The organism is Streptomyces sp. NBC_00162 (assembly GCF_024611995.1).
Taxonomy (GTDB): Bacteria; Actinomycetota; Actinomycetes; order Streptomycetales; family Streptomycetaceae; genus Streptomyces.
This window is the reverse complement of the sequence record NZ_CP102509.1, coordinates 6,884,496-6,901,013: the sequence shown is the minus strand read 5'-3', so window position 1 is coordinate 6,901,013 and position 16,518 is coordinate 6,884,496. Positions and strand designations below refer to the sequence as shown.

Below are 16,518 nucleotides of genomic sequence, written 5' to 3'. Positions count from 1 at the left end.
GTGCTCGGTTTCGCGACCTCGGGCACCTTCCTCGCCCTGCTGGTCTTCGGCACGGCCGTGATCGGCACGATGCTGCTGGCCGAGATCGGCTGGCTGGTGGAGGGATGGCGGCTGCCCGGGGCGGCCGAGGACCTCAAGGTGCCCCGCGTACTCGCGGTGCTGATCGCGGGGCGGGGGTGTACGTGCTGCCGCTCGCCGGGGCGCTGGGCACGAGCGTCCTGGTACGGCTGCTGGGGTGGTGGGCGGGTCTGGCCCTGTTCGCCGTGGCGGCGGGGGTCGTGCTGCTGCCGGCGCGCTCGCCCGTACGGTGGCTGTACGGGCTGGTGGGGGTCCCGGACCGGCATTGGCGGGTCGAGCCGCAGTGAGTGTCACGCGCCGGTCCGGGCGGTTTCCCAGTCGGTTCCCCGGTCGGCGGCGGGTCAGCCGGCGGTGACGCGGATCTTGGACTGGCCGTGCCCGAGCCGCTCCCAGTCGTCCATGAAGCGGGCGGTGAGGCCGTGCCGGGCGGCGAGGTCCACCAGGGTCTCGGTGCGGTAGTAGAAGTCCTCCCGCAGGACCTGGTGTTCGGTGCCCTCGGTGCGGTCGAAGGTGAAGTCGAACCAGCCGCCCGGGGCCAGTACGCGCTCCACGTGCGCCAGGCACTCGTCGATGACCCCGATCGGGGAGTGGGAGAAGACGCTGTGGGCGTGCACGACGTCGAAGTGGCGGTCGGGGAGGAAGTCCAGGGTGAGGTCCCGGGTGATGGTCAGGTGCGGCAGCTTGTGCTGCAGCCGCTGTCCGGTCAGGGTCTCCTTGGCGGAGATGAGGATGTCGGGCGAGATGTCGATGCCGTAGTAGTGGCCGGCGTCGAGGTGCTCGATGAAGCGCCAGCCCGCCCGCAGGTTGCCGCAGCCGATGTCGAGCATGCGGTGGGCGGGTGTGAGGCCGTGTTCCAGCAGGTAGTCGAACTGCATCTTGCCCAGGGCAAGCCAGCGGTCGTGGGTCTGGCTGCCGACGGCGGCCTCGGGGTTGCGGCCGGTGTCGGAGGCCATGACGGCCCGGTAGTAGGACACGTGGTCGGGGTGCTTGTGGCGCAGCCAGGCGTCCCGCGCGGCGCGGCGGACGTACGGGGCGATGCGGGTCGGGTTGCTCAGCGCGTAGCGGACCTTGTGGGTGACGCTGGTGCGGTCGGCTTGAAGGTTCTTCTTCGTGGCCATGAGGGGTCCCCTGTGAGTGGTGTGGAGGGAGTTCAGACTCCGGCGGTCGTGGCGGCGCGCGCGGCGCGTTCCGTCGCGGCGCGTGCCGTCGCAGCCCGGACCGTCGCGGCGGGGCGGCGCAGGACGAACAGGACCAGGGCCACCAGTACGGCGGCGACGCCCAGGTAGATCGCGGTCTCGATCCACTGGAAGGTCCAGAAGTCGCTGCTGGGATAGACCTTGTGGTAGCGGGCGACGAAGCCGTGCTCCGCCATGCACTGCCTGAGCTCCTCGCCGGAGGTCTGGCAGACGGGGGTGTTGATGTCGTGCTGCCGCCCGTCGGGCGTGAGGTAGCCGAACTCGCCGGTGGACCAGGCGCTGCCGACCATCGTCTTGGGGGTCATGCCCGGGGTGACGCGCATTTCCGGGGCGATCCAGCTGCTCCGCAGCATCCTGGTCAGCAGGGTCGCGGTGCCGATCGCGGCGAAGGTCACGGCCATGGCGGGCAGGGTGCGGCGGACCAGCAGGCCGACGGCCGTACCGGTGGCGAGGCCGAACAGGGCGCAGGCCACGGAGGCGGGTCCGGTGGCGTTGTATATGTACGCGTCGTACCAGTAGAGGCCGTCCAGGGTGTTGGACACGGGCGCCCACCACCAGGCGACGAGGGCGGCGACGACGCCGGCGGCGAGCACGGTGAACAGCGCGGCGAGGCCGAAGCGGGCGGCGAACCAGCGGCGGCCGCTGACGCCCTGGGTGAGCGCCAGTTTGAAGGTTCCGGTCTCCATTTCGCGGCCCAGCAGCGGGGCGCCCCAGAAGACGCCGATGAGGGCGGGGAGGGCGAGTCCGAGGGTGCCGAGGGCTCGGATCGAGCCGGTGCTGGCGTCCAGGACGAGGAGGGAGCCCAGGCTCTCGCAGCCGCCGTTCCAGCCCTTGCAGGGGACGAAGCCGTAGTCGTCGATCAGCGTCATCAGCTCGGAGCGCCGGTAGGCGGCCCAGGCCGCGGTGGCCGCGAGCAGCACGATGCCGGTGGTGATCATCAGTCGCTGCTGGCGCCAGGCCAGCCACAGGACGCCCCTCACGCGGCTGCCTCCGTACGGTCGGTGCGCGGAGCGCGCAGGTGGGCGAGCAACAGGTCCTCCAGGGAGGGGGTTTCGCTGATCCAGCGGTCCTCGTCCCCGAGGGCCGCTCCGGCGGGGCCGCGTACGAGGGCGGTGACCTGACGTCCGGCGGTGACGGCGTGGACGACGGCGCTCCGGTCGAATGCGCGGGGCAGACCGTCCGTTTCCATCGGGTCGGAGCGGCCGGTGAGGCGGGTGTGCGCCGCGCAGAGTTCCTGGGCGTCGCCGGCCAGGCGTACGGCGCCGTCCTTGAGGAGCAGGACGTGGTCGCAGACGTCCTCCAGCTCGGACAGGACGTGCGAGGACATGACGATGGTGACGCCGCGCTCGGCGGCCTCGGCCATGAGCAGGGCCGTGACGTCGTGCCGGGCCACCGGGTCGAGGTCGGCGAGCGGCTCGTCCAGGAGGAGGAGTCGGGCTCGTTTGCCCACGGCGAGCGCCAGGGCCACGCGGGTGCGGTTTCCGCCGGAGAGGGAGCCGACGCGCGCGGTGAGGGGGATGCCTCCGGCCCGTACGAGGCGTTCGGCGACGGCCTGGTCCCAGCCGCGGTTGAGCTCGCGGCCCAGGCGCAGGGTGTCCGCGACGGTGAACCGCGGGTGGAGCGGCTTCTCCTGGGCCAGGAAGGCCGTGCGCTCGCGGGCCTCGCGGGAGCCGGGGACGTGGCCGAGGACCCGTATCTCCCCGCTGGTGGGGCGCAGCAGGCCGGCCGCGAGCTGGAGCAGGGTGCTCTTGCCGGCGCCGTTGGGGCCGACGAGTGCGGTGACGCGTCCGGCGGGCAGGGCGAGATCGCAGTCGCTCAGGGCGCTGCGGCCCCGGAACGCCCTTCCGAGCCGTGTCGCCCGCAGTGCCGTAGCGACGGTCGGGTCGCTCACGTGGTGTCCTCTCTGAAGTTTGCGTCCACGGCGGCCGTGATCAGCGCCGTGATGTCCTCGCGGTCCAGGCCCGCCTCGCGCGCCCGGGCCATCCAGGCCGACAGTTCGAGGCGCAGCGGTGAGTCCGCGGCGGCCTCGGGGCGGGAGAGGGAGCGCCGTACGAAGGTGCCCGCGCCGGGGCGTGGTTCGACGAGTCCTTCGCGCTCCAGCTCCCGGTACGCCTTGAGCACGGTGTTCGGGTTGATCGCGGTGGCCTCCACCACCTCCCGGGCCGTGGGCAGCCTGTCGCCGGGCTCCAGTACGCCGAGTCGCAGCGCCTGTTTGACCTGGGTGACGAGCTGTAGGTAGGTGGCGACGCCGCTGCGCCGGTCGACCCGGAATTCCATGCTCTTCACCTCATTCCACTATCTGATTAGTGGAATAGTGCAGGCGTGATCCACTTCCGTCAAACAGGCACGCCGTCGGGGGACGCGAAAACGCCCGCCACGAGGAACGTGACGGGCGCGCGGGTGCGGGGCGGCCAGGGAGGGCCGGGGAGGGTTACAGCCAGCCGACCTGGGTGACGAACATGGCCACCACCACGACGAGCGTCCAGCCGAGCACGTGCTCCAGCCAGGAGGAATCGTCCTTGGGGCCCCCGGTGCGGATGAGGCTTCGGGCGGGGGCGTCGGGTGCGGCGCTGTTGGCGGTCATGGTGTCCAATGTGCCAGCGTTCGCGGCCTTCGCGGTAGAGACGATGGTCACGGGTGGCGCGCGTCACGCCGCCGGGCCCCGGCCGCCCTGGAGTACCAGTGCGGCCGGGACCCGGCCGATGAGGATCCTCACGGCGTCCCGGTCAGAGGCGGGCCTCCCGGTTGCGGCCGGCCATGCCCGCCATCGCGAGGCCGAGGCACAGGGCGACGGCTCCGGTGATGACGTTGCTGACCACCGTGCGGGTGGTGTCCATCTCGCCTGCGATGGCCCACGGGGCGATGATCGTCCACGCACCGAGGGCGACCGCGGTCCACGCCATGGCGTGGGTGCGTTCGTAGGCAGAACCCAGACCGCCCATGCACAGGCAGAACGCCAGGCCGGCGATCAGGTTGTTGACAGCCAGCGGGGTGAGGGTGCTGAACCCGGCGATCCACGGCGAGGCCGCCAGGTACAGGCCGGTGACCAGTGACAACGCCTCCACAGCTTGCGCAGCGGGAGTGCTGGTCACCCGCTCGAAGCGCGTGCGCATCTCGGCGAGATCAGGGTGGTGCTCGATGCTCGAATGGGTGGTCATGGCTGGCCGCCTCTCCTTGAGAAGCCTTTATCTGCCGTTTACCCCAATATGTTCCGCCCATACGAGCCGCCAGGTCAAAGGTGTGTTTCGAAGTTTCGAAGCATGTGTCAGAGCACCCCGACCGCCCGTAGCGCCACGATCTGCGCCGGGCCCGGCACGGCCGGAGCGTAGAGGTAGCAGACCCCTCCGGCGCCCGAGACGACCTTCCCGGCCGCGTTGTGGCGCTTGGTGCGCAGCCAGACGTTCTCGAACTCGCGGCGCTTGTAGACACGGCGTACGGACGGGTTGTCGGGCGAGTGGGGGTCGTTGACGACGACGTCCCCGGCGGACGTGAACCCGATGACGGTCATCAGGTGGCCGGCGGTGCCGTAGCCGGCGCCGGTGAGTTCCTCGGCGCGGAACGACTGCGAGGTGATGACCGGGATCCCGACCCGGACCAGGGTCTCCAGGTCGGCGAGGGAGGCGAGGCGGGTGACGACGCCGGCGAGCGTGCGGTAGGTGGCGGCGTAGGCGGCGTTGAAGGGCCAGTTGCCGCAGCCCTTGTAGGCGGCGTCGTAGGTGGAGCGGGCCGCGTGGCACACCTGGGGGTCGGAGTACCGCGGATTGACCCACGCCGTGGAGCCGGCGTCGGCCCTGCGGCCCCAGAACTCGATGACCATCTGGGAGGAGGTGGGGCTGCACCAGGCCTCTCCCCCGTTGTCGTACTCGGGGTACCGCCCGGTGTGGACCTCCTGCGAGTAGCGCGGGACCTTCAGCTCGTGGGCCTGGCCGGAGGGGGTGGAGGCGGGGACGGTGAACCGGTCCGGAACGTCGGAGACCATGGCCCCGGCCAGCCACACGGTGGGCCCGCGGTCGGCGCCCGGCCTGCGGTACAGGGTCAGGCGCAGCTGCCAGTCGGTGAGGCGCAGGCCGCCCGCCGGGGCGTCGACGGCCAGGGTGTCGGTCCAGACGGTGGACAGGCCGTCGGTCTGGCCGTCCAGGGAGGTGCGGCGGATGTCGCCGTCCCCGGAGGCCCAGCGGCCCATGACGTACCAGGGGGTGGCGGTGCCGTCGTCGTAGGTGCCCCGCAGTTCGATCTGGATCCAGGTCCCGGCGGGGGTACGGGCGTTCCAGGAGGCGATGGCCTCCGTGGCGGGGACGGCCGAGCGGTGCACGGGGGAGGTCCAGGTGGCGTACTCCCAGACGCTCTTCTTCCCGGTGTGCGGGTCGGCGTACTCGGTACGGCCCGCCGCGGTCCTGATCTCCAGGCCGGGGCGGGCGCCTCCCGCGGCGGCGGTGCCCTCGTGGGCGCCGGCCAGCCAGTGCTCGTACGAGAACCAGAACCGGTTGTCGACATTCCGGCCCGGGCCCCGGGGGGCGGACGCCGCGGCAGCGGAGGCACCGCCGCCGGAGACGGTGGCGGCGGTGGCCGCAGTGGCGACGACGAGTGCGGCGACGAGTACGGCCCTGCGCGGCGTGGGTGCGGTCATCGCGAGGTTCCCCCAGGGTGGGTGGGTGCTTCGGTGGCTTCACCCTTCCAGTTCCCGGCAGCCGCGGGCCGAAGCCGCGCCTCGTGTCGGCCCTGTCTACGCTGGTCGGGTGGAGCCACACCTGTCACTCGAGTCCCTCGCGCGGGACCTCTCCGCGCTGCCTCCGTCCCTCGGCCCGGTACGGCTCGTCGGGATCGACGGGCACGCCGGCTCCGGGAAGAGCACCTTCGCCGAGCGGCTGGCGGAAGCCCTGGCCGGTGCCCCGGTGCTGCACCTGGACGACGTGGCCACCCACGAGGAGCTCTTCGGCTGGCAGGAGCGACTGCGGACGCAGGTGCTGGAGCCGCTGGCGGCCGGGCGGCCCGCGCACTGGGCCCCGTACGACTGGGTGGAGCGCCGCTTCGGCCCGGAGCGGGTGCTGGAGCCGGCGCCGGTGCTCCTCGTCGAGGGAGTCGGGGCCGGCCGGCGGGCGCTGCGCCCGCATCTGGCGCGGCTGCTGTGGATGGAGACGCCGCGCGAGAAGTCCTGGGGACGGGGGCGAAACCGGGACGGGCGTGAACTTTCCGATTTCTGGGACGGATGGGAGCGCGCGGAGCTCGCGCACTTCTCGGACGACCCTTCGCGCCCCTTCGCCGACACCCTGGTACGCCAGAGCGGTACGGGATACGAGTGGTCTTCCGGGACCAGTGCGACCGCCCGAACACCCGCTTCCGTCACCGAGAGCGACGGACTCCCCCGGGCCTGAGCGGTCCCGGGATTCCGCTCCGCCGGGGCTCCACCGACCTGCTTGACCTGGGGCCCGCACCGGCCTTACGTTCTCAATGCGGGGCTTTTACCGGCCGCCGCACACACGAAGCCCCCGGTCGTTCCCCCGTGATCGGGGGCTTCGTGCTGCCCCCGATCACCCCCACCTTCACCCAGAGTCACCGGGCACGCCCGGGACACACCCCCGAACCGGGCCCGTCGCACCCTACGTAAGGTGCGAAACCGCAGGTACGATGCAGCCCTGATTTCATCGGCGCAATGGGCAACTCACGCACTCGAAGCGGGGGTTGCCGCGCACCACGGGGGCAGGCTTGTGGGGGACGTGATGGATTTCGGCACGCCGGGCAGCACGCACGCCCCGGCCGAACTGGCCTGGCTGCGCGGGGTCGACGCCTGCACCATGGGCGCCTATCCGCAGGCCGAGGAGGAGTTCCGGGCGGCCGTTGGACTCGATCCCGCGATGGCCGACGCCTGGCTGGGCCTGCACGCGCTCCGGGTCGACACCACCAACGCGTTATTGCGCATGTACGCGCACCGGGACCGCTTCGGGGAACAGCGGGCCCGGCACCGGCGGACCCTGAACTCCTGGTACTGGCTGGGCTGGTGGGTGCAGCCGGTGCTGGAGAGCCGGCGGGACCTGCTGCTGGCCCACGCCTCGCACTGGCTGGACGGCCGCCACGTCCCCGAGCTGGACCAGGCACTCGCCGCCCTGCCCCCGGTGGACACCGATCCGCAGGTGCGGTTCCTGCACGCCTGCCGGGCCTATCTGGTCAAGGACTGGGAGCAGTTGGTCCGGCAGACCGAGCCGCTGGTGGACGATCCGCTGCTGGGCATCGAGGCGGGGCTGTTCGGCGGGATGGCCCGGGTCCGGCTGGAGATGTACGGGCAGGCGGAACCGATGCTGTCGGCGGCGCTGATGCGGTGCCGCAGCGAGCAGCCGCAGCGCAAGGAGCTGCGCTACTGGCTGGCGCGGGCGCACGAGGGCACCGGGCGCAGTGCGGCGGCGCTGCCGCTGTACCGGGCGGTGCACCGGGTGGACCCGGCGTTCATGGACACCGCGGCCCGGCTGACGGCCATCGAGGACGGCGACGACACCGACGGCATGGCCGGGATGGCCGGGTACTCCGGATTCGGGAGCTACGGCGGGCACGGCCCACCCCCGGCGGGCGGGGACTTCGCGGCGGTGGCGCTGGGCGGCGGCGGTCCCGTCCAGGACATCGCGGCGGACGGCCAGGCGGAGCCCGACCCGCTGACCTCGCCGCCCCCCGCGGGCCGGGTGGAGGGCGCACGGCGCAAGGTGTCCGTGCCGCCGCAGGGCGCGCCCACGGGACTGCCGGCCGGACCGGCCGACCCGGAGGCGCTCGCCGAGGCGCTGGCGGAGCTGGAGCGGATGGTGGGGCTGGAGCCGGTCAAGCGGCAGGTGAAGGCGCTCTCCGCGCAGCTGCACATGGCGCGGCTGCGGGCGGGGCAGGGGCTGCCGGTGCAGCCGCCGAAACGGCACTTCGTGTTCTCCGGGCCCTCCGGCACGGGCAAGACGACGGTGGCCCGGATCCTGGGCCGGGTGTTCTACGCGCTGGGCCTGCTGGGCGGCGATCATCTGGTGGAGGCCCAACGCGCCGACCTGGTGGGTGAGTTCCTCGGCCAGACCGCCGTGAAGGCGAACGAGCTGATCGATTCGGCGATCGGCGGGGTGCTGTTCGTGGACGAGGCGTACAGCCTCTCCAACTCGGGCTACAGCAAGGGTGACGCGTACGGGGACGAGGCCCTCCAGGTGCTGCTGAAGCGGGCCGAGGACAACCGGGACCACCTGGTGGTGATCCTGGCGGGCTATCCGGCCGGGATGGACCGGCTGCTGTCCGCCAATCCGGGGCTGTCCTCCCGGTTCACCTCCCGGGTGGACTTCCCCAGCTACCGGCCGCTGGAACTGACTGCGATCGGCGGGGTGCTGGCGGAGGCGAACGGGGACGGCTGGGACGAGGAGGCCCTGGAGGAACTGCGCAGCATCAGCGGGCACGTGGTGGAGCAGGGCTGGATCGACGAGCTCGGCAACGGCCGGTTCCTGCGCACCCTGTACGAGAAGAGCTGCGCGTACCGGGATCTGCGGCTGGCCGGCTTCCCCGGTGAGCCGTCCCGCGACGACCTGGCGACGCTGCGGCTGCCGGACCTGATGCAGGCCTACGGGGAAGTCCTGTCGGGCCGCGGCCCCCAGGACCGCCCGGAGCCGCCGCCGCTGTGACCGCTCGAACGCCGACGGGGCCGGAATCGCCCCTCTGGGCAATCCAGCCCCGCCGGCGCTCGGGCTAGGCGCGGGCCATCGGGACTCGGTGGGACGGGTCGCGGACCTCGCCGACCAGCATTTCCAGGACGTCCTCCAGGGCGACCAGGCCCAGGACCCGGCCCCCCGGATCGGCGACCTGGGCCAGGTGGGTGGCGTCCCTCCGCATGACGCTGAGGGCGTCGTCCAGCGGGAGCGTGGCGGACAGGGTGGTCATCCGGCGCCAGACCCGCTGCGGCACGGCCCGCTCCCGCTCTTCCAGGTCCAGCACGTCCTTCACGTGCAGGTAGCCCATGAAGGCGCCGTTCTCGGAGCGGACGGGGAAGCGGGAGTAGCCGGTGCGGACCGTCAGCTGCTCGATCTGCCGCGGGGTGGCGGAGGGGCCGACCGTGACCAGACGGCCCGGCGAGAGGAGCACGTCGGTGACCGGACGGCTGCCCAGCTCGAGCGCGTCCTCCAGGCGCTCCTGCTCACCGGGCTCCAGGAGCCCGGCCTGCCGGGAGTCCTCCACGAGCCGCCCCAGCTGGGCGCTGGTGTAGACGGCCTCGACCTCGTCCTTCGGCTCGACCTTGAAGAGCCTCAGGACCAGGTGCGCGCAGGCCCCCAGCGCCCTGGTGACCGGCCCGCACAGACGGGCGAAGGCCACCAGGCCGGGGCTGAACCACAGGGCGGTCTTCTCGGGGGCGGCCATGGCGAGGTTCTTGGGGACCATCTCGCCGATGACCAGGTGCAGGAAGACCACGGCGGCGAGCGCGAAGGCGTAGCCGAGGGGGTGGATCAGGCCCTGCGGTACGTGGACGGCGTGGAAGACGGGCTCCAGCAGCCGGGCCACGGTGGGTTCGGCGACCGCGCCGAGGGTGAGCGAGCAGATGGTGATGCCGAACTGCGCGGCGGCCATCATGCGGGGCAGGTTCTCCAGGCCGTGGAGCACCTGACGGGCCCGCTTGGAGTTCGCCGCGAGCGGCTCGATCTGGCTGCGCCGTACGGAGACGAGTGCGAACTCGGCGCCGACGAAGAAGCCGTTGGCGAGGACCAGCAGCAGGGCGAAGAGGAGCTGGAGCACGTTCATCGGGCAGCGCCCTCCAGCTCGGCCGGCTGCGGGGCCGGGGCGTCGGGCCGGCCGGCGCCGCGCAGTGCCGCGCGCCCGGCCTCGGGAGCGGTCCCGTAGGAACCGGCCGCGGGGACCGCCGTGAGCCGGACCAGCCGCACCCGCTCCGCGCGGTTGCGGCCGACCTGACGGACGGACAGCCGCCAGCCGGGAAGCTCCGCGCGGTCCCCGGGGGCGGGGATCCGGCCGAGGAGGTCCGCTACGAGGCCGGCGACGGTCTCGTACGGGCCCTCGGGCACCTCCAGGCCTATCCGGCGCAGTGTCTGCACCCGGCAGCTGCCGTCGGCCTCCCAGGAGGGGCGGCCGTCCTCGGCGGGTACGGCGGCCAGCTCGGGTCCGTCGTCCTCCGCGAGGTCGTGCTCGTCTCGGACCTCGCCGACGAGTTCCTCGACGATGTCCTCCAGGGTGACCACACCGGCGGTGCCGCCGTACTCGTCGACGACCACGGCCATCGGCTGTTCGCTGCGCAGCCGCTCCAGCAGCGGCTGCACCGGCAGGGAGCCGGGCACCAGCAGCGGGGCGACGCTGATCCGGCCCACGGTGGTACGGGCGCGCTCCGGCTCGGGCACGGCGAGGGCGTCCTTGAGGTGGACCACGCCGGTGATCTCGTCGATGCGGTCGCGGTAGACCGGGAAGCGGGACTTGCCCGTGGCGCGGGTCAGGTTGAGCACGTCGGCCGCGGTGGCCGTGTGCATCAGGGCGCTGACCTTCACCCGGGGGGTCATGACGTGCTGGGCCGTGAGCTCGCCCAGCGAGAGGGTCCGTACGAAGAGGTCGGCGGTGTCCTGTTCGAGGGCGCCGGCCTGGGCCGAATGACGGACCAGGGAGACCAGTTCGCCGGGGGTGCGGGCGGAGGCCATCTCCTCGGTCGGCTCCACGCCGAGCGCCCGTACGAGCCGGTTGGCGACGGCGTTGAGGCCGGCGATCACCGGCCGGAAGGCGCGGGAGAAGGCGTGCTGGGGGCCGGCGACGAAGCGGGCGACCTGGAGCGGCCGGGAGATGGCCCAGTTCTTCGGGACGAGCTCGCCGACGACCATCTGGACGGCGGAGGCGAGCAGCATCCCGATGACCACGGCGACGCCGGAGGCGGCGCCCCCGGACAGGCCGGTCGCGGCGAGCGGCCCGGCCAGCAGTGCGGCCAGGGCGGGTTCGGCGAGCATGCCGACCACGAGGGAGGTGATGGTGATGCCGAGCTGGGTGCCGGAGAGCTGGAAGGACAGCTCCCGCAGGGCCTTGACGACCGTGCGGGCACGGCGGTCACCGTCGGCTGCGGCGCGCTCGGCCTCGGGCTTCTCCACGGTGACGAGCCCGAATTCGGCTGCCACGAAGAAACCGTTGGCGAGGATCAGGACGAAAGCCGCGCCGAGCAGGAGTAGCGGGGTGGTCATGCCGCCGCCTCCGTGGGGAGGGCGGCGCGGGTATTACCGGACGATCCGTCCATTGCTGGAGGGAGTCACTCCTCAAGTCGCAGGGTGCCCGCAGGCAGGCCCCGGGGTCCCGGGGCAGGCGGGAGGGCGCACAGCTGCGCCCCGCCACCAGGGTAGTCATTGAGATCGCGGCCGCAACGGTACGCAGCCACGAGGTTCGGCGGGCTCAGTGGTCGGTTGCGCCGGTTCCCCTGGTCTCGGCGAGGGCGCGCAGGGCGCGGGCGTCGCCGATCGCCTGGGCCCGGGCGACTCCGGGCTGGATGCCGAGGGCGGGCAGGCTGGTGCCGTCGCTGAGGTCCAGGAAGACCCACGGGTCGCCCGGGCGGAGGTTGACGCGCAGGATCTGCGCCCACTCCAGGCGGCGGGTGGTCGTCAGGTTGACGACGGTGACGCCGGCCTCGTCCGCGACCACCTTGGGGCGGCTGAGCAGGACGAGGACGGAGGTCAGCAGGACCGCGGTGAAGACGAAGCTGATCCGCTCGCCCGTGCTGAGGGTCTCCAGCAGGAGGGCGATCGCCGTGATGGTGGCGAACATGGCGAGCCCGACGCTCAGCAGGACCGCCCGGGTGCGGGTCGGCCGGAAGGTGACCGGCAGGGCGGGCGGTACGGGCTGGGCGGCGGACTCGGTCATGGTGTGCGCTCGGTTCTGCGAGAGGGGATCAGAGACGGCAGGCGTGGATCGAGGTGGTGAGGATCGCGCGCGCGCCGAGCTCGTACAGGTCGTCCATGATCCGCTGGGCCTCCTTGGCCGGGACCATGGCACGGACCGCGACCCAGCCCTCGTTGTGCAGCGGGGAGACGGTCGGCGACTCCAGGCCCGGGGTGAGGGCGACCGCGCGCTCGAGGTGCTCGGCACGGCAGTCGTAGTCCATCATCACGTAGCTGCGGGCCACCAGGACGCCCTGGAGACGGCGCAGGAACTGCTGTGCGCGCGGGTCGTCGGCGTCGGTGCCGTTGCTCCGGATGACGACGGCCTCGGAGGTGAGGATCGGCTCGCCGATGACCTCGAGGCCGGCGTTGCGCAGGCTGGTGCCGGTCTCGACGACGTCCGCGATGATCTGGGCGACGCCGAGCTGGATGGCGGTCTCGACCGCGCCGTCGAGGTGGACGACGGAGGCGTCGATGCCCTTCTCGGCGAGGTGCTTGGCGACGATTCCCTCGTACGAGGTCGCGATGGTCATCCCGTGGAAGTCCTCGGGGCCCTTCGCGGTGCCGGGGAGGGTCGCGTAGCGGAAGGTGGAGCGGCCGAAGTTCAGCGCCAGGATCTCCTCGGCGCTGGCGCCGGAGTCGAGCAGCAGGTCACGGCCGGTGATGCCGATGTCGAGCCGGCCCGAAGAGACGTAGATCGCGATGTCCTTGGGGCGGAGGTAGAAGAACTCCACCTCGTTCTCGGGGTCGACGACCACGAGCTCCTTGGACTCCTTGCGCATCCGGTAGCCCGCCTCATGGAGCATCGCCGACGCCGGTCCGGAGAGTGAACCCTTGTTGGGGACGGCGATGCGCAGCATGGGGCTTCCTTTGGTGCGTGGGATACGCGGATACGGGGATGCGGGTGGGGTGTTCGTGCCGGAGATCAGAGGTGGGAGTAGACGTCGTCGAGGGAGATCCCGCGCGCCACCATCATCACCTGGACGTGGTAGAGCAGCTGGGAGATCTCCTCGGCGGCGGCTTCCTTGCTCTCGTACTCGGCGGCCATCCAGACCTCGGCGGCCTCCTCGACGACCTTCTTGCCGATGGCATGGACGCCCTTGGCGACCAGCTCGGCGGTACGGGAGGTGCTGGGGTCGCCGTTGGCGGCCTTGAGCTGGAGCTCGGTGAAGAGCTCTTCGAAGCTCTTGGAGGATTCGTTCGCCATGATGGTCCTCAGAATACGGGGTTCCCCCACGCCACTCAGCGCCAGGGTTCGCTGACCGTCCGCAGGGTCATGGCGGTGGAGACGGCGGCGGTGACCGCTTCGTGCCCCTTGTCCTCGTTCGACCCTTCGAGCCCGGCGCGGTCCAGCGCCTGCTCGTCGTTGTCACAGGTCAGTACGCCGAAGCCGACGGGGACTCCGGTGTCGATCGACACCTGTACCAGGCCCTGGGTGACGCCCTGGCAGACGTAGTCGAAGTGCGGGGTGCCGCCGCGGATGACCACACCGAGGGCGACGATGGCATCGTAACCGCGGCCGGCGAGTACCTTCGCCACGACCGGGAGCTCGAAGCTGCCGGGGACGCGCAGCAGGGTCGGCTCGTCGATGCCCAGTTCGTGCAGGGCCCGCAGGGCGCCGTCGACCAGTCCGTCCATGACCTTCTCGTGCCACTGGGCGGCGATGACGGCGACGCGCAGGTCTCCGCAGTTCTTCACGCTCAGTTCGGGTGCGCCCTTGCCGCTCACAGCTCTGCTCCTCGGTGGTTCGTGTTCGGGTGTGTGGTTACTGGGGTTACTGGGGTTACGGGGATTACCGGGGTTGCCGGTGTTACTGGTTGCCGCAGGCGGACGTGGTCACGGCCCCGTCCAGCCAGGGCAGGTCGTGGCCCATCCGGTCCCGCTTGGTGCGCAGGTACCGCAGATTGTGCTCGCCCGCCTCCACCGGCATCGGCTCCCGGCCAACGACCGCGATGCCGTGTCGTACGAGGGCGGCGGACTTGTCGGGGTTGTTGGTCAGCAGCCGGACGCTGCGCACGCCGAGGTCGGCGAGGATCTGGGCGCCGGCCCCGTAGTCGCGGGCGTCGGCGGGCAGGCCCAGTTCCAGGTTGGCGTCGAGGGTGTCGCGTCCGCGCTCCTGGAGTTCGTACGCGCGCAGCTTGGACAGCAGTCCGATGCCGCGGCCCTCGTGGCCGCGCAGGTAGACGACGACGCCGCGGCCGGCGGCCTGGATCCGCTCCATGGAGGCGTGCAGCTGGGGGCCGCAGTCGCAGCGCTGGGAGGCGAAGATGTCGCCGGTCAGGCATTCGGAGTGCATCCGGACCAGGACGTCCGTGCCGTCGCCGATCTCGCCGTGGACCAGGGCCACGTGCTCGACCCCGTCGACGGTGGAGCGGAAGCCGTAGGCGGTGAAGTCGCCGAAGGCGGTCGGCAGGCTGACCTCGGCCTCGCGGCGCACGGTCGGCTCGGCGGAGCGGCGGTAGGCGATCAGGTCCTCGATGGAGATGATCGTCAGGCCGTGCTTGCGGGCGAAGGGGATCAGCTCGGGCAGGCGCAGCATGACGCCGTCCTCACCGGCGATCTCCACGATGGCGCCGGCCGGGCGCAGGCCCGCGAGGCGGGCGAGGTCGACGGCGGCCTCGGTGTGGCCGTTGCGGACCAGGACGCCGCCGGGCTTGGCGCGCAGCGGGAAGATGTGGCCGGGGCGGACGAAGTCGCCGGGTTCACTGGCCCCGTCGGCGAGGAGCCGCAGGGTGGTGGCGCGGTCGGCGGCCGAGATGCCGGTGCTCACGCCGTGGGCGGCGCTCGCGTCGACGGAGACGGTGAAGGCGGTCTTCATCGACTCGGTGTTGTTCTGGACCATCTGGGGGAGCTCGAGCCGGTCCAGCTCGGTGCCCTCCATGGGGGCGCAGATCAGGCCGCGGCACTCGCTCATCATGAAGGCGATGATCTCGGGGGTGGCCTTCTCGGCGGCGATGACGAGGTCGCCCTCGTTCTCGCGGTCCTCGTCGTCGACGACGACGATCGGCCGGCCTGCGGCGATGTCGCGGATGGCCTGCTCGACGGGGTCGAGGCGGAAGGTCTCCTCGAAGCTCCCTTCGAGGTTCTCTTCGGGGATGGCGGGCACGGGCTTGAGGCTGGTCATGCCGTTGCTCCTTCCAGGGCCGGGGCGGTGGTGGTGCGCGAGCGCTGGTACCAGTCGTATGCGCCCCACAGCACGAGGGCGAAGTACACGACGTACACGAGGCCGGAGAAGGCCAGGCCGTTGTTGAAGGCGAGGGGGACGCCGACCAGGTCGACGAGGAGCCAGGCGAACCAGAACTCGACGAGACCGCGGGCCTGGGCGACCATCGCGACGATGGTGCCCACGAAGATGTAGGCGTCCGCCCACGGGCTCCAGGACAGGTGTGGGAAGGCCGTGAAGAGGCCGCCGACGGCGAGGGTGCCCAGCGCCGCACCGGCGAGGAGCAGTCCGCGCTCCTTCCAGGTGGCGGTGCGCACGGCGATGGAGCCGTCCTGGGCCTGCTGCCGGCCGCGCTGCCAGGCACGCCAGCCCCATACGGCCACGCCGATGACGAGCAGCTGCTTGCCGACGCCGCCGGAGAGGTGGGCGGAGGCGTAGGCGGCGATGAGGATCAGGCCGGAGAGGAGCTGGGCGGGCCAGGTCCATAGGGAGCGGCGCCAGCCGAGGGCGAGGGCGGCGAGGCCCATCAGGTTGCCGATCATGTCGGACCAGATGACCTTCTGGCCGAAGACGGTGAAGGCCTCGGCGTTGAGCCAGGTCAGGGCGCTCACTGGTCGTCTCCCGTCGCGTGCAGCGGGTTCACGCCGGCGGCCAGCAGGCGTTCGACGTACTTGGCGAGGACGTCGACCTCGAGGTTGACCGGGTCGCCGGGCTGCTTGATGCCCAGCGTGGTCAGCGCGAGGGTGGTCGGGATGAGGCTGATGGTGAACCAGTCGGCGGCGGCCTCGACCACGGTGAGGCTGACGCCGTCGACCGTGATGGAGCCCTTCTCGACGACGTAGCGGGAGAGGTTCTCCGGGAGGGCGATCCTGACGATCTCCCAGTGCTCCGAGGGGGTGCGGGAGAGGATCTCGCCGGTGCCGTCGACGTGGCCCTGGACCAGGTGGCCGCCGAGCCGTCCGCCGAGGGCCATCGGGCGCTCCAGGTTGACCCGGGAGCCTTCGGTCAGGGCGCCGAGGCTGGAGCGGTTGAGGGTCTCCTGCATGACGTCGGCGGTGAACTCGCCGTCGGCGGTGTCCACGACGGTCAGGCAGACGCCGTTGACGGCGATGGAGTCGCCGTGCTTGGCGCCCTCGGTGACGAGGGGGCCGCGCAGGCGGAAGCGGGAGGCTTCCTCGAGCTGCTCGACCGCGGCGACCTCGCCCAGTTCTTCGACGATTCCGGTGAACAC

General features: G+C 71.9%; 19 protein-coding genes. 3 read left to right on the top strand and 16 right to left on the bottom strand.

Features of this window, described 5'->3' with window-relative positions:
• The first annotated feature begins 176 nt into the window (after window positions 1–176).
• On the top strand, window positions 177–365 hold the full coding sequence (locus JIW86_RS32080; RefSeq protein ID WP_257557311.1) for a hypothetical protein: 189 nt from the start codon (window positions 177–179) through the stop codon (window positions 363–365).
• Window positions 366–419: 54 nt separating this feature from the next.
• Here the strand turns inward: JIW86_RS32080 and JIW86_RS32075 are convergent, their stop codons facing one another.
• The 7 genes from JIW86_RS32075 to JIW86_RS32045 all read right to left on the bottom strand — a co-directional run bounded on the left by JIW86_RS32075 (window position 420) and on the right by JIW86_RS32045 (window position 5,901).
• Complete coding sequence (locus JIW86_RS32075; protein ID WP_257557310.1) at window positions 420–1,196, bottom strand: class I SAM-dependent DNA methyltransferase; 777 nt, start codon at window positions 1,194–1,196, stop codon at window positions 420–422.
• A 32-nt stretch (window positions 1,197–1,228) separates the two neighbouring features.
• Window positions 1,229–2,254, bottom strand: coding sequence for a transporter (locus tag JIW86_RS32070; RefSeq protein ID WP_257557309.1), 1,026 nt, complete (start codon window positions 2,252–2,254; stop codon window positions 1,229–1,231).
• Entirely contained in the window at window positions 2,251–3,165 is a 915-nt protein-coding gene (locus JIW86_RS32065; RefSeq protein WP_257557308.1) for an ABC transporter ATP-binding protein, read from the bottom strand. Before JIW86_RS32065 ends, JIW86_RS32070 begins: the two co-directional genes overlap by 4 nt.
• Entirely contained in the window at window positions 3,162–3,551 is a 390-nt protein-coding gene (locus JIW86_RS32060; RefSeq protein WP_257557307.1) for a GntR family transcriptional regulator, read from the bottom strand. Before JIW86_RS32060 ends, JIW86_RS32065 begins: the two co-directional genes overlap by 4 nt.
• Before the next feature lie 154 nt (window positions 3,552–3,705).
• Window positions 3,706–3,858 carry an SCO1431 family membrane protein gene (locus tag JIW86_RS32055; protein WP_215145377.1) on the bottom strand — a complete coding sequence of 51 codons (153 nt, stop codon included), beginning with the start codon at window positions 3,856–3,858 and terminating at the stop codon, window positions 3,706–3,708.
• 142 nt (window positions 3,859–4,000) lie between these two features.
• A complete protein-coding gene (locus JIW86_RS32050; RefSeq protein WP_215145375.1) occupies window positions 4,001–4,432 on the bottom strand; it encodes an SPW repeat protein in 432 nt (143 codons plus the stop codon).
• A 107-nt stretch (window positions 4,433–4,539) separates the two neighbouring features.
• Entirely contained in the window at window positions 4,540–5,901 is a 1,362-nt protein-coding gene (locus JIW86_RS32045) for a peptidase C39 family protein (RefSeq protein WP_257557306.1), read from the bottom strand.
• Window positions 5,902–6,010: 109 nt separating this feature from the next.
• On the opposite strand from JIW86_RS32045, the gene JIW86_RS32040 reads away from it, so the two are divergent.
• Together JIW86_RS32040 and JIW86_RS32035 are read left to right on the top strand one after the other, a co-directional pair.
• On the top strand, window positions 6,011–6,646 hold the full coding sequence (locus tag JIW86_RS32040; protein WP_215145371.1) for a uridine kinase family protein: 636 nt from the start codon (window positions 6,011–6,013) through the stop codon (window positions 6,644–6,646).
• A gap of 345 nt (window positions 6,647–6,991) precedes the next feature.
• Window positions 6,992–8,902 (top strand): AAA family ATPase, encoded by a 1,911-nt coding sequence (locus JIW86_RS32035; protein WP_257557304.1) that lies wholly within the window; start codon window positions 6,992–6,994, stop codon window positions 8,900–8,902.
• Window positions 8,903–8,966: 64 nt separating this feature from the next.
• On the opposite strand, the gene JIW86_RS32030 is transcribed toward JIW86_RS32035, so the two are convergent.
• From JIW86_RS32030 to JIW86_RS31990, 9 genes are all read right to left on the bottom strand, one after another.
• Window positions 8,967–10,010, bottom strand: a complete 1,044-nt coding sequence (locus JIW86_RS32030; RefSeq protein WP_257557302.1) for a hemolysin family protein — start codon at window positions 10,008–10,010, stop codon at window positions 8,967–8,969.
• A complete protein-coding gene (locus JIW86_RS32025; protein WP_215145364.1) occupies window positions 10,007–11,437 on the bottom strand; it encodes a hemolysin family protein in 1,431 nt (476 codons plus the stop codon). Before JIW86_RS32025 ends, JIW86_RS32030 begins: the two co-directional genes overlap by 4 nt.
• A gap of 205 nt (window positions 11,438–11,642) precedes the next feature.
• The gene (locus JIW86_RS32020; RefSeq protein WP_257557300.1) at window positions 11,643–12,107 is read right to left on the bottom strand and encodes a PH domain-containing protein; all 465 of its coding nucleotides are present in this window, start codon (window positions 12,105–12,107) and stop codon (window positions 11,643–11,645) included.
• A gap of 28 nt (window positions 12,108–12,135) precedes the next feature.
• Window positions 12,136–12,984 (bottom strand): ATP phosphoribosyltransferase, encoded by an 849-nt coding sequence (gene hisG / locus JIW86_RS32015; protein WP_215145361.1) that lies wholly within the window; start codon window positions 12,982–12,984, stop codon window positions 12,136–12,138.
• A 65-nt stretch (window positions 12,985–13,049) separates the two neighbouring features.
• Window positions 13,050–13,331: a phosphoribosyl-ATP diphosphatase gene (locus JIW86_RS32010; protein WP_215145359.1), complete on the bottom strand. Its 282-nt coding sequence runs from the start codon at window positions 13,329–13,331 to the stop codon at window positions 13,050–13,052.
• A 35-nt stretch (window positions 13,332–13,366) separates the two neighbouring features.
• On the bottom strand, window positions 13,367–13,852 hold the full coding sequence (gene ribH, locus JIW86_RS32005; RefSeq protein ID WP_007262951.1) for a 6,7-dimethyl-8-ribityllumazine synthase: 486 nt from the start codon (window positions 13,850–13,852) through the stop codon (window positions 13,367–13,369).
• An 82-nt stretch (window positions 13,853–13,934) separates the two neighbouring features.
• Window positions 13,935–15,248 (bottom strand): bifunctional 3,4-dihydroxy-2-butanone-4-phosphate synthase/GTP cyclohydrolase II, encoded by a 1,314-nt coding sequence (locus JIW86_RS32000; RefSeq protein WP_257557293.1) that lies wholly within the window; start codon window positions 15,246–15,248, stop codon window positions 13,935–13,937.
• Window positions 15,245–15,898, bottom strand: coding sequence for a nicotinamide mononucleotide transporter family protein (locus JIW86_RS31995; RefSeq protein ID WP_257557292.1), 654 nt, complete (start codon window positions 15,896–15,898; stop codon window positions 15,245–15,247). Before JIW86_RS31995 ends, JIW86_RS32000 begins: the two co-directional genes overlap by 4 nt.
• On the bottom strand, window positions 15,895–16,518 hold the full coding sequence (locus JIW86_RS31990) for a riboflavin synthase (RefSeq protein ID WP_215145356.1): 624 nt from the start codon (window positions 16,516–16,518) through the stop codon (window positions 15,895–15,897). Before JIW86_RS31990 ends, JIW86_RS31995 begins: the two co-directional genes overlap by 4 nt.